This window comes from Nostoc sp. DedSLP04 (assembly GCF_034530775.1).
In the GTDB taxonomy this organism is placed as follows: Bacteria; Cyanobacteriota; Cyanobacteriia; order Cyanobacteriales; family Nostocaceae; genus Nostoc.
The window spans coordinates 52,465-65,337 of the sequence record NZ_JAVRCL010000050.1; the positions used below are offsets into that span (position 1 = coordinate 52,465).

At 41.4% G+C, this 12,873-nt stretch carries 13 protein-coding genes; 7 read left to right on the forward strand and 6 right to left on the reverse strand.

Translation table 11 applies throughout. From position 1 onward, the window contains the following. Nucleotides 1-230: 230 nt before the first annotated feature. Entirely contained in the window at nt 231-1,034 is an 804-nt protein-coding gene (locus RMX89_RS24515) for an SDR family oxidoreductase (RefSeq protein WP_322690780.1), read from the forward strand. 58 nt (nt 1,035-1,092) lie between these two features. Here the strand turns inward: RMX89_RS24515 and hetI are convergent, their stop codons facing one another. Further along, entirely contained in the window at nt 1,093-1,812 is a 720-nt protein-coding gene (hetI, locus tag RMX89_RS24520; protein ID WP_322690781.1) for a 4'-phosphopantetheinyl transferase HetI, read from the reverse strand. Nucleotides 1,813-2,112: 300 nt separating this feature from the next. On the opposite strand from hetI, the gene RMX89_RS24525 reads away from it, so the two are divergent. Continuing rightward, entirely contained in the window at nt 2,113-2,262 is a 150-nt protein-coding gene (locus RMX89_RS24525; protein ID WP_322690782.1) for a hypothetical protein, read from the forward strand. Nucleotides 2,263-2,538: 276 nt separating this feature from the next. On the opposite strand, the gene RMX89_RS24530 is transcribed toward RMX89_RS24525, so the two are convergent. Next, nucleotides 2,539-3,612: a YheT family hydrolase gene (locus tag RMX89_RS24530; protein WP_322690783.1), complete on the reverse strand. Its 1,074-nt coding sequence runs from the start codon at nt 3,610-3,612 to the stop codon at nt 2,539-2,541. A gap of 157 nt (nt 3,613-3,769) precedes the next feature. Here RMX89_RS24530 and RMX89_RS24535 point away from each other — a divergent pair, with 157 nt between their 5' ends. Together RMX89_RS24535 and RMX89_RS24540 are read left to right on the forward strand one after the other, a co-directional pair. Then, entirely contained in the window at nt 3,770-4,513 is a 744-nt protein-coding gene (locus RMX89_RS24535; protein WP_322670411.1) for a response regulator transcription factor, read from the forward strand. Between the two features lie 427 nt (nt 4,514-4,940). Continuing rightward, nucleotides 4,941-5,405 carry a hypothetical protein gene (locus tag RMX89_RS24540; protein WP_322690784.1) on the forward strand — a complete coding sequence of 155 codons (465 nt, stop codon included), beginning with the start codon at nt 4,941-4,943 and terminating at the stop codon, nt 5,403-5,405. Nucleotides 5,406-5,490: 85 nt separating this feature from the next. On the opposite strand, the gene RMX89_RS24545 is transcribed toward RMX89_RS24540, so the two are convergent. Next, the gene (locus tag RMX89_RS24545; protein ID WP_322690785.1) at nt 5,491-6,333 is read right to left on the reverse strand and encodes a methyltransferase domain-containing protein; all 843 of its coding nucleotides are present in this window, start codon (nt 6,331-6,333) and stop codon (nt 5,491-5,493) included. 344 nt (nt 6,334-6,677) lie between these two features. Here RMX89_RS24545 and RMX89_RS24550 point away from each other — a divergent pair, with 344 nt between their 5' ends. Both RMX89_RS24550 and RMX89_RS24555 read left to right on the forward strand, forming a co-directional pair. Then, nucleotides 6,678-8,012, forward strand: coding sequence for a TrkH family potassium uptake protein (locus tag RMX89_RS24550; RefSeq protein ID WP_322690786.1), 1,335 nt, complete (start codon nt 6,678-6,680; stop codon nt 8,010-8,012). A gap of 171 nt (nt 8,013-8,183) precedes the next feature. After that, complete coding sequence (locus RMX89_RS24555; RefSeq protein WP_292726573.1) at nt 8,184-8,879, forward strand: potassium channel family protein; 696 nt, start codon at nt 8,184-8,186, stop codon at nt 8,877-8,879. A 181-nt stretch (nt 8,880-9,060) separates the two neighbouring features. On the opposite strand, the gene RMX89_RS24560 is transcribed toward RMX89_RS24555, so the two are convergent. Then, the gene (locus RMX89_RS24560) at nt 9,061-10,161 is read right to left on the reverse strand and encodes a tetratricopeptide repeat protein (protein ID WP_322690787.1); all 1,101 of its coding nucleotides are present in this window, start codon (nt 10,159-10,161) and stop codon (nt 9,061-9,063) included. A 141-nt stretch (nt 10,162-10,302) separates the two neighbouring features. After that, nucleotides 10,303-11,499, reverse strand: coding sequence for a tRNA preQ1(34) S-adenosylmethionine ribosyltransferase-isomerase QueA (queA, locus tag RMX89_RS24565; protein WP_416211790.1), 1,197 nt, complete (start codon nt 11,497-11,499; stop codon nt 10,303-10,305). Between the two features lie 272 nt (nt 11,500-11,771). Here queA and RMX89_RS24570 point away from each other — a divergent pair, with 272 nt between their 5' ends. After that, a complete protein-coding gene (locus RMX89_RS24570; protein ID WP_012412259.1) occupies nt 11,772-12,161 on the forward strand; it encodes a hypothetical protein in 390 nt (129 codons plus the stop codon). Between the two features lie 70 nt (nt 12,162-12,231). Here RMX89_RS24570 and RMX89_RS24575 read toward each other — a convergent pair whose 3' ends face one another. Further along, complete coding sequence (locus RMX89_RS24575) at nt 12,232-12,732, reverse strand: YraN family protein (protein WP_322690788.1); 501 nt, start codon at nt 12,730-12,732, stop codon at nt 12,232-12,234. Nucleotides 12,733-12,873 lie beyond the last annotated feature (141 nt).

Consider the following 12,873-nt stretch of genomic DNA (forward strand, 5'->3'; position numbering starts at 1 on the left):
CTAGCAGTCTTAAATAACCGAGCTTCTTTAATGCCTAGCTTTTTCGATGCATAAGTCCTAAATTTACGTTTGGACTGCTACATCTATCTAATGAACTACACAAGCATTTGAAAGGGTAATAACTCAAGATATTTCTCGTTGGGTCAGATATTACGCGTACTTAATTGTAGAACGAGAACCACTGTAAATGCAACGCAGCTTCATCAAGTTGAATTCACTAACATTCTTACATGAACACAAAACATCAAGATCAGAGCAAGAAAACTGCTCTTATTACTGGAGCAGCTGGTGGAATTGGCTACGAATTAGCATGTATTTTTGCTGCTCATGATTACAATTTGGTCTTAGTAGACAGAAATGGGCCAAAGCTAGTAGAAATTGCAGTTAAGTTCCAAGAAAAATTTGGGATTTTTGTCAAAACTATTGTTAAGGATTTATCTATATCAACTGCTCCTGAAGAAATTTTCACGGAGTTGCAACTTGCCGATATTAATGTTGATGTGCTGGTAAATAATGCCGGATTTGGTATCTATGGATTATTTCACGAAACAGACCTAGCTACTGAACTAGAAATGCTACAGGTAAATTTGGTATGTCTCACCCATTTAACTAAGCTATTCGTGAAGCACATGGTCAAGCAAGGTGAAGGTAAGATATTAAACGTCGCTTCGGCTGCTGCTTTTCAACCTGGGCCTTTGATGGCAGTTTATTTTGCTACTAAAGCTTATATCTTATCTTTTTCAGAAGCGATCGCTAATGAATTAGAAGGTACAGGTGTCACTGTGACAGTTCTTTGCCCAGGCTCAACAGAATCTGGCTTTCATGAAAGAACGGGGATGGCAGACTCTAAATTGCTTAAGGGTAAGAAGATGATGGATGCACGAACAGTAGCAGAAATTGGTTTTCACGCTTTAATGAAGGGCAAAACCATTGTTATTCCTGGTTTTATGAATAAACTACTTGCAAAAAGCGTCAGATTTGTACCTAGAAAGGTGGTGACAAGAATTGTGAGAAATATGCAGGAAGATAAATAGGGGGCATGGGGCATTGGGCATTGGGAATTGGAGAATAATTAATGACTAATCACTAGTATTAATATTGCCAGCATTTTAAATTCCAGCCAAAATTCGCCACAGCAACAGCAGCAACATAATTGTTAGCAGGTACTAGTTCAAAAAGACTCCAATCTTCGGATATCTGTAACTTGGCTGGTTCTGTGGGAGTGAGCGATACTTCAATTTGCTCTAGCTGAGATAGTCCGTCTCCAGTTGCTTTTAAATAAGCTTCCTTACAAGTCCAGTAACGGAAAAATACTTCTTGCTGTTGGTTGGGAGATAGCGATCGCAACATCTCATATTCTCTCGGTAAAAAGAACCGTTTGGCAAGACTTTCCAAATCAGACATCGGGCGAATATATTCTAGGTCTACACCAATTGGGCGAGTACAATTCACTGCACATAAACCCAACCCTTGGGAATGAGACAAGTTAAACGCCAGTCCACTATCGGCAAATTTATCTGCTAGTACTGGTTTGCCACGCTGTTGATAATTAAACTCCACTTGTAACGGTTGGATACCCAAGTAGCGCCCTAATATAGTTCGCAGGATACCACGACCTGCGATGAAACGCTGCCGATGTTCCTGAAAATAGAACCGTTCAGCACGAGATGTTTCGTCACTGGAAAGAGTCGCTGCTAAATTTTGCAGCTGTACTTCTGGTTGGTCAAGTTCTATGCGCCAGACATGAATCTCATCCGGTAGCAAAGTTAAATTCGTCGGTGCAGGTAGCCAAATATTATTAGAAGCGGTCATTGAGTCAAAAATTCAAGAGAGTTGTACTTTAATAGTTTGTTTAATTACGACGATATTATGGGTGAATCTGGTTTGACGCTTTAGCATTACTATATACAACTGCGCCTGTTTTTCCTAGAATATGCCATAGGTATTGTTAGATATTAAGTCTAGCTGTAAACATAAATACAGATAGCCGCGATTGCTTTTGCCAGCTAAATATTATAATTTATTACTCTAGATGTACGCTTCTCAACTCCATATAAAATCCCCTGAGAGAGCATACTTTAAAACTCTTAACAGAGAATCGCAAATTTTATTTTGGCTACAACATTAGCTATTACAGCATTACTCAAAGGAACTACGACCAATGTCTGCAAGTGTTCTGAAGTAGATATATCTTCAGTAAGAAATAATTTTTCTCAGAAAGTGTTAAATCTGGAACAAAAAACCCTTGCCAAAGCTTGTTAAAAACCTATTACAACTACTTTTTTCTAGAACATAGTGAGGATGAATGATTCTTAATTTGGAGTACTTTGCCTTTTTTATACTGCTACTAACAGCGCTACTATTGGCAATTAGGCAAATGAGCGTTGCTTTGGATGAATTAGATATTGCGCGTTTTACTCTCTGGACGGGTATTGCTTCTGTTATTGCTGGTTTACCAATGATATTGTGGTAGCTTCTGGGTCAATGCCATCCTCTCTATTTTGGGCTTCCAAAATACGACTCCATCTGTCGAACATCTTAGCAAATAGAATCTGTTCGTTGTTGCTCTAACCATTGTAAAACCCGATTCCATGCCCACCAAAGATCGGGGTCTTGTACTTGACGCTGGCACTCTTTGCTACTGAGATAGCCAACATGACCGCCATACTGAGTAAGTAACAAATCTATTGCAAAATTGCGATCGCACGCTTCTTCTAATTCCGGTATGATAGCTGGGTCAAAAAGTGGATCGTCCGCAGCATATAGAATCAAAGTCGGTTTCGAGATTTGCGGCAATATTTGCAAAGCACTACTAGCTTGGTAATATGCTTCCACAGAAGGAAAACCAAGTCGCTTAATTACCAATTCATTATCAAAACCCCAAATGCTATTTGCTCGTTCAATCGCTTCTGGGTCAAGGCTTCCAGGATGAACATCATGAATCCGCCACGCCAGTTTTTTTAAATTTTGGGCAATCCCTGCTTCTAAATATCTACCAAAGGGCTTTGTAACCAGATAAGATAGCGATCGCTGTGAATCTAAACTCGGACAAATCACCATACCACCGCCAATATCGCTATCTTCTAATCCTAAATCTTCATCCTCCTTAATCACCTCACCAGCCACCTTCACCGCCCATAACGCCAATTGCCCTCCTAAAGAATACCCTGTAAACCAAAATTTCCCCGGACATCCCATTGCCTTCGCAGCGGCGGCGATGCGAACAAAATCTTCCCCTTCATACAAACCATCAGAAGTTAGAGTCGGGGACAAAACGGCCGTTTTGCCGTGGGCCCGCCAATCAAATAACACCACAGCATAACCTTGAGCGTAGGCCTTACGTCCTAGCACTCTCAAAAACCATTCTGTCTCTAACTCTCCGGTAATACCATAAGTACCGATAATCGTGCTATGAGCATTTTCCGGGATGGCAACCAAGCCAAAAATTGGCACACCTTGGCCACCAATAAAGATTTTTTCGTGATAAGACGGTTCTTGTAAGAAAACAGTACTTTCCCAGTTACGTTTTCCCCACAAAGCGGTGTATACAGTCATCATCACACCGTTTTGTAAAAACCAAGACGGATTGTAGGGGGGAGTATAACACATCATAGACTATAAGATTTCGTGTAATTGAGTCTTGATTTCACAGTCATTTAATCTTAATATTTATGTAAGATTTAGAAACTTTTTTAGAATTGATTCAAAAATCTTTGTATCTATCAAAGGTTGTTAATTATCCTTAATAAGTAGTAATAATTTTTTAAGAATGCCGAGGATTCTTGTCATAGACGATGACCCAGCGATTTCAGAACTAGTTGCCGTCAACTTGGAAATGGCTGGCTACGATGTTAGTCAAGCTGAAGACGGCATCAAAGGTCAAGCGCTGGCTCTCCAGCTGCAACCAGACTTGATCATGCTCGATTTAATGTTGCCCAGAGTAGATGGGTTCACCGTTTGCCAACGCCTGCGCCGCGACGATCGCACCTCTGAGATTCCCGTGTTAATGTTGACGGCTTTGAGCCAAACTCAGGACAAGGTGGAAGGCTTTAATGCTGGCGCAGATGACTACCTCACTAAGCCTTTTGAAGTTGAAGAACTGCTGGCGCGGGTGCGGGCACTTTTGCGGCGGACTGACCGGATTCCTCAAGCCGCAAAGCATAGTGAAATTCTCAACTATGGCTCATTAACCCTCGTTCCCGAAAGATTTGAGGCAATATGGTTCAATGAGACGGTGAAATTGACTCACTTGGAATTTGAGCTACTTCACTGCTTGCTGCAACGTCACGGTCAAACAGTTTCTCCTAGCGAAATCCTCAGAGAAGTTTGGGGCTACGATCCTGATGATGACATAGAAACGATTCGAGTGCATATTCGCCACTTGAGAACCAAGCTAGAACCAGATCCTCGCCATCCCCGCTATATCAAGACAGTGTATGGTGCTGGATACTGTCTGGAATTACCCGCTATACCTCCATCCAATGAAGGCGCTTCGGTAACAGTCGTTGAATGAAATCACGCTAAATTCCCTTATCTAAGCTATCACTTAGGCAAGAACTCTCTGTAACTCTTATTCCTTACCGCTTAGTTAAGGTTATTGGTGGGATTTAGTAGTATGTAGAGATGTTGCAATACAACGTCTCTACAAGTGCATCCGTTTTGTTAATAAAAAGCGTCTTTTGTCAATGAGTTAAAATACTCAAAGTAAGCTTAGTGAAAATGATAATCGTGTGAGGGAGAGGAAGAGGATGTGATTTTCCGTCGCACTCCTCTTCCTCTTTTTGATTATCATTATTTTCAAAGTCTTTGACAGCTTAAATATTATATGAAAAAGTTATGAAAAAATATTGTAACGACAGAATAACTTTGTCAAAAACGTGCTTAATTCTTAGGTAAATTCAATTATGAAACTGAAATAAGTTACAAAATTGGAGTTAATAATGCACTTTTTTATAAAAGGTTATTTGGTGAGTATGTTGGCTGGAGTCGTAAGCTTAGTGGCGAACCAAGCTTTGGCAGTAACGGCGCCAGGAGCTACTATGAAGAATTCTTTTCCCCAAGACAATTCATGTTTAAGCACTTCGAGTTATGGGGGAATTATCAATAACTGTAGTTACAGTGTTCAAGTTGTAGGAACCCTACAACTGTCACCAGGTTCTCACCCAACGTCAGTCAGAATTAATGGAAATAATAGCTCGTGTCAAGCAATTTCGATTAATGGTGTTGGAAACGGTGCCGCGTTTAGTTCTCTAGTTAATACTACTTCTGGGCCAAAAGTTTGGCAAACCCTGAATCTCGGTAATCTTTCTGTATTTGATGGGCCTGATGGGAATAGCGAAACAGGTACACTCTTTAGCTGTTCGCTCGAAGCTGGTGGCATTATAGGCAATTTCACAGCAAAGTAAAATTTCTGAAGCTAGATATTAGCCGTCATTGAATTTCTTAAATTGTAGTGCGATCGCGCTGTTTCATTACAGCGCGGTCTTGTTTCTACTTATTCCCGCACAATAAACCAAACCGAACTAACCCGCGTTCATAACCGCGACGCATCAATCCCAGCGATAACGCCCCTTGAATGGTAGTCCAACCAGCATTGAGTAAGCCCCAAAGTGCTTGGGGAGTAAATGCCGAATCAATGACTACATTCCAAAAGGGGGCGACGGCGGTTGACCAATCGGCGGTGCGAATATTGTTTAATGGAAGTTGACGGGCGATCGCTTCATACTCTGGTAAAGAAATTACATAAGGCAAACAATACACCCGATAAATATCCTGCAAATGCTTTTCTTCATCCGCCGTCAGTGGTAACTTATCAGTCGGTCGATGACACCAAGTCACCATAATTAACTTGCCGCCAGGTTTCAATACCCGATAACACTCCTGGAGAAACTTAGTTTTATCCGGCATGTGTTCGCCGCTTTCCAGCGACCAAACCAAATCAAAAGAATTATCAGCAAAGGGCATTTCTTGAGCATTGGCGACTTGAAACTGAGTTTTCAGACTCAAATTCGCTTCCATTGCGCGTTCCGTTGCTCTGGCAGCTTGCACAGGACTCAAAGTAATCCCTGTAGCCTTAGCATTAAACTTTTCTGCCAGGTATAAAGAACTGCCACCAATACCACAACCTACATCAAGGATATTTTCTGCTGCTTGTACCCCCGCCCAAGTGAGCAATTCCTCAATTAAATCAATTTGAGCTTGACGACGGTCTTTTTTCTGGCTGCCATCGACACCATAGTAGCCGTGGTGCATGTGTTCGCCCCAAATCTGTTCCCACAGACCAGAGGAAGCATCGTAGAACTGCTGAATTTGCTGGTAAAGTGTTGCACTCATGAAAAAAGTAGTATTGAGACGAATTAGAATTCAAAAAAAACATACAGGTAGGCTACCATGTATGTTTTTAATTAAATAAGGGTATTTTTACTCCGGGGAAGGTAAACCGAGATTTATCCTCCTGGAAAAAATTTCTCAGTTTTACCTTAATAAACTTTTCTTCGTCAAATTTATACCAATTATTCCAAACAACATACATATACAAGAAATGAAAACCTAGATTTACTCTAACTTTCTTAATTACGAATTACGAACTTGTACTGAGCTTGTCCTGAGTTTCGACTGCGCTCAACTACCACGTAGTCGAAGGGCGTAGCCGAAGTATTACGAACTACGAATTAATTATGACCGTTTCTCGCACAGTTTGCCTGGGATTTTTGACTGTCATCGCTATAGGAACCATCTTGCTAATGATGCCTTTCTCGACTAGCGATGGTACATGGAACGACCCTATTGTGGCGCTGTTCACCTCAACATCTGCGGTTTGTGTTACTGGCTTATCAGTGGTCGATCCTGGTACTTATTTTTCTTTTTGGGGTCAGCTGTTTATGACACTGTTGGTTCAGATTGGCGGTTTGGGCTATATGACAAGCACTACCTTTCTGATTCTGCTAATTGGACGCAAGTTTGACCTGCGACAAAAGGTAGCTATTCAACAAGCTTTAGACCGACCAGGAATGAGCGGGAGTGCCCAAGTCATCCGTTCAATTATTGCTACAACTTTAATTTTTGAAATTACAGGAATATTCTTACTTATACCAGCTTTCGTTCCAAAATATGGTTGGTATCGAGGACTTTGGTTGGCAACTTTTCATAGTATCAATGCTTGGAATAATGCTGGTTTTAGTTTGTTTAAAGATAACTTAATTGGCTATCAATCATCCTTTTTAGTAGTCTTTACCATTAGCATGTTGATTATCTTTGGGGGAATTGGCTATCAAGTAATTTTGGAAATGTATCTTTGGTTGCGCGATCGCATTCACAAAAAAACTCAAAACCAAGTCTTCACCCTAGATTTCAAAGTTGCAATCAGTACAACTCTGATATTATTATTAGTGGGGATAATAGCCTTTTTCTGTATAGAAATCAGAAACCCTGAAACATTTGGTTATCTAAATTTACGTGACCAGATATTAGTAGCTTGGTTTCAATCAGTTACTCCCAGAACTGCTGGTTTTAATACCATCGATATTGGCAAAATGACTACTGCTGGTCTATTTATTACAATTGCGCTGATGTTTATTGGTGCAAGTCCAGGTGGCACAGGAGGAGGCATGAAAACAACAACCTTGAGAGTTTTGACCAGTTGTACCAAAGCGATTCTTCAGGGTAAAGAAGAAGTTTTGTTGTACGATCGCAAGATAGCAATAACTTTAATTTTGAAAGCTGTAGGTGTGTTAGTAGGATCGGTAGCAACCGTAATTTTCGCTACGATTTTAATTAGCCTCACAGATCCAACATTAGATTTTATTCAAATTTTGTTTGAAGTAGTATCAGCCTTCGCTACTGTGGGACTTTCTACAGGTATTACAGCAAGTGTCTCTACAGGAGCAAAGCTCATCTTAATTGTCACTATGTACGTTGGAAGAGTCGGTGTTTTACTGCTGATGTCTGCCGTACTAGGAGATCCCCGCCCTACCAGAATTCACTATCCTGAAGAAAATTTACTCGTGGGATAGTTAGGGAGAGAGAGTAGGAGAAACAGGGGGAAAATAACAAATAACAAATGACAAATAACAAATGACTAAACTGATAAAATATACATTGGAAGGCAAAAATAAAATTTTTAATTCAAGCGGTATAACCGTTTTTTGCCCTAAATACAGGGAGCCATAATAAGGATAACAACGGTGAATCTGTCATCATTAAGTTTTTTTCGCAGTTTACGCAAAGATAATCAGCAATTTGCTGTAATTGGGTTAGGTCGTTTTGGTCGCTCTGTCTGTTCCACACTGCACAATTTTGGTTATCAAGTGCTGGCAACAGATATTGATGAAAAACGAGTTTCAGAAGCATTAACTGAGGGAATAGTTGGTCATGCTTTGCAACTAGACTCTACAGAACCAGCTGCACTCAAAGAAGCTGGAATTTTTGAATTTGATACTGTAATTGTCGCAATTGGTAACTACGTTCAAGAAAGTATCATAACCACTCTCAATGTGAAAGAGGCTGGCGTGCCTCATGTAGTTGCTAAAGCTTCTAGTGAAGTTCATCGTAAACTGTTGCGGCGAGTAGGCGCAGATCATGTTGTTTTTCCTGAGTATGAAGCGGGTTGTGCCCTAGCGCGTACTCTTACTAAACCAGCAATTCTAGATCGGTTTGACCTCGACCCCGATAACAGTATTGTAGAGTTGATTGTGCCTGATGAATTTCACGGCAAAACCATCACTGAACTGCAACTTCGTAACCGCTACGGTTTAAATTTGCTAGCAGTAAGCCAGGATGGGAAATTTCAAATTAATCCTGACGCTACCAAGCGTTTAGAGCGTGGTTCAGCAATGGTTGTTATTGGTTGCAATAAAGATATTAATCGTTTGCCGATTTAAAAAAGTTAGGAGTTAGGAATTAAAAGTTAGGAGTTATGCCGTGTGCAACTTTTACTCAAAACTAACTTCGAGTAGAGAATAGACTTATTGGATGAATCAAAAGCCCTCACCCTAAATCCCTCTCCCAAGTTTGGGAGAAGGGGTTGGGGGATGAGGGCAAATTGCCTTAACTCTGAGTTTTTTATTGTCCGGGACTTGTTGAAGTGGATTGTGGTTCGACTGAGACAGGTACATCGCCAGGGTTTGCGGGCGTTTCTGGTTGATTTGCCGTTTGTGGCTCAGATGTTTGTACTGTAGAATCTGAACTCTGAGAAGGAGTAGCTGTTTGACTGGCTTGAGGTTGCTGTTGCCCATTTTTCTGAGCAATTTGCTGCATTAGCTGCTCAATTTTTTGGGCTTGTTCAATGTTACCTTGCTCGCGATATTCATTGTGAGCGCGTTTCAAGACTCCACTGGCTTTTTTGAATTCGCCCTGATTATATAAAGTTACTCCCAAGTTATAGTAAGCTGAGGCACTTTTTGGATTTAGGCGAATCGCTTGCCGATAAACAGAAATAGCCTCAGAAGCTTGACCATGCATTGCTAGCAAATTCGCCATGTTGCTGTAGGCTACGGCATTTTTAGGATCTAGCTTCAAAGCTTGGCGATAATTGGCGATCGCAGGCTCGATTTGACCTTGTTGTTGCAAGGCGATCGCTAAGTTAAGATAAGCATTGGCATTGCTGCCATCTAGACTAATTGCTTTTTGGTAGGCAGCGATCGCTTCCTCTGACTTTCCTTGTTCATACAGCAACAAACCCAGATTATACAGCGCTGCCACCCTTGTGGAATCGATCGCCAAGCTCTGGCGATAAGCGGTAATTGCTGCATCTTTTTCTCCTTGTCGGTGCAACACTAACCCTAAGTTGTAATAAGCTTCGCTAGAATTGGGATTAACTTTTATCGCCTCTGTAAATTCATGTAAAGCTTCATCCAGGCGATTTTGCTCTATCAATATATTACCCAGATAATTCCGTGCTGCCCCAAGGTTAGGATCTCGCTGTAACGCTTGACGAAAGGCATATTCTGCACCTTGTAAGTCTTGGCGGTTATAGCGCGTAACTCCTTGCTGGAAAAAGCTAGCTGCTTCGAGATCCTGAGAAATTGCAGTTTCTGCCAGCAGCTTGCTAACTGGGAAATTAGTAATTGTCGGTGCAGCCAAGAGCAAAAATGCAGAACAGCCACCGAGTGTTACCTGACAAAATAAATTTAACCAATGAGAAAATAGGTATTTTTCAGACATTAATAGCAGACCTGTACTTATTTTTAACCCCTTATAAGTCAGAGTACCCACCACGAAAGAAAAAATTCCCAATTTCCAACTTTTAACTTCTAACTCTTGTACAGACGCGATTAATCGCGTCTCTTTCTTGTACAGACGCGATTAATCGCGTCTCTTCCCACTCCCCGCTCCCACAGCTGACGGCAAAATTAGCATGGCATCACCGAATGAATAAAAGCGATATCCAAAAGCGATCGCTTCGTTGTATATATTCAATAATCGTTGTCTGCCAATTAGGGCACTTACCAACATCAACAAACTAGAACGCGGTAAGTGAAAATTCGTAATCAAACCATCTACCACCCGCCATTGGTAGCCGGGATAAATAAACAAGTCTGTTTTTCCGCAAAATGGTTGTAAATTACCAGATTGAGCCGCCCCTTCTAAAGCCCGTACTGCCGTCGTTCCCACAGCAATAATTCGACCGCCAGCAGCTTTAGTGGCGCGGATTTGCTCTACTGTAGCGGCAGGAACTTCAATCCATTCTTCATGCATCTGATGGGTAGTTACGTCCTCTACTTCCACAGGGCGAAATGTGCCGACACCAACGTGTAGCGTCACAAAAGCTCGATCGATTTGGCGATCGCCCAACTTTTGTAATAATTCTGGGGTAAAGTGTAATCCTGCCGTCGGAGCTGCGATCGCTCCTGGTTGTTTAGCATAAACTGTCTGATACTGCTCATCAGCTGCTTCTGAGGTAGTGATATATGGTGGTAACGGTACTTCACCAAATACCTCTAACAGTTCCACCAAAGTCTTACCCTCTGGTACATCAAATTGCAACAAACGCCCCCCAGTAGCTGCATCTGTTTCTAGAACCGTAGCCGTGAGTTGGTGACACTTCGACAAGCTCAGTGCATCGCTGGGTACTAAAGAAGAATCTTTACAATCCTTAATTCCTAATTGCCTTCCTGTAAAAACAATCTTCGCTCCCCGTTTGAAGCTTTTTCCTGGCTTAACTAAAGCTAACCAACAGTTATGCTGCCGTTCTTCCAACAGCAACACCTGGATTTTCGCACCAGTGGATTTATGACCATAAAGCCGCGCTGGAATGACTCTTGTATTGTTCATAACCAACAAATCACCAGAGCGCAGCAGTGCAGGCAAATCATGGAAAATATGGTGTAGAGGTGCTGTTTCGATGCCTGTAGTCGGAGAATCAACTACCAGTAACCGCGAACTATCTCTAGGAACTGCTGGGTTTTGGGCAATGAGTTCTGGAGGTAGTTCGTAGTCATAGCCAGCTACCGAGCAATCTAATTCAAAATTTTTTTCTTGTGGGCTAGATGTATCTTTCAAATTGACTTGTACTAGTTTTTGGTTTATTTAGTATTTATACTCTCTTAAAAAGGCTGAGTTAAGTTTTACCTTATATTGGAACTTTAAGGCATCTTCGCTCAGTTTTGCCGCTAGGCTATAAGATTGTTACTATTAAGTAACACGGAAAAATTAATATAAAAATTGGGTAAACCTCCCCATCTAAAAACGGGGGCTTTTACCCTACCGGGAACAGGCACTGATTGACGAATATAGATATGTAGGATTGGCTTTGATCCCAAGCACCAACAAACATGGAATACTTGTACTATCTGGCAAATGCCAGTCTAACCCTGAGGGTCGTTCAACACCTCCACGCTAGACCCCAGACACCAGTTTCGTTCGTCACCGTAATTCATCAAATTGATGGCTGGGTGGTTAGGATCAAACTCAAAGGTCAAGTCTCGCCCCAAGAAGATGGCGACTTTCGGGCTTTTCTAAATGAATTAGGAATTAGCTATGAGCCGCCAATGAGGGTGCAAATGGCACTTTGGAGTTTGGAAGCTGGACAGTGCCCTGTGGATGTGATGCGTCGTTATCAGGTAGCGATCGTTTCTCACGGTAGCCCAGAAAGAGACGAAATTGAAGCGTTCCGGCAGCAGTTTGTCCGGGGCTTAGGTTACTGTCCAGAAACTTTAGCGTAAGCCTATTTGGTTCTAACGCTACTACAAAATTATTGGTCATTGGTAATTAAGATATTTTATCGATTACCAATTAACCATTATCAATTGAAAAGTCAAAAGCTGCCAGAATGTATTCTTGCAGCTTAAACTTGTATCCGGGTACTGATGAAGTAGCTAGAGCTTCCTGATTTGCTGTAACCCCAGTCAGATTTTTTGATATCCTTTGACAGTAGACAATAGCAACATCAAATCGACAAGAATAATCTGCCTTCTCAGGATACTGGGCTAAAAATATTCCAGCTGTACGCCAAATTTTTGCTTGCTTTTGTGGGGTGATTGCGCTTCTTCCTCCGGCATCCCAATTACCAGAACTACGGGTTTTGACTTCAACAAATGCCAATAATGAGTGCTGAGTGCTGAGTGCTGAGTAAGGAGTAAGGAGTTTTTCCCCAGTTTGTCCATCATATTCAGCGATGATATCAATTTCCCCCCAGCGGCTAGAAAAGCGACGATGGAGAATTATCCAACCAGTAGATTGCAACCATTGGGCTACTAGGTCTTCTCCTAATTGACCACTATTTGGACAATGCATATAAACTTTACTATTCTCGGTTATTTAATTTAACAGGAAAATAAGAGTTTCTAGTGGTTAGCCGAAATCATACTCCCATGATGTGCTTATCCCTCTTCTGTCACTTTCCGAGTATTCTGAATAAAAGGATTAAAAGAAAAA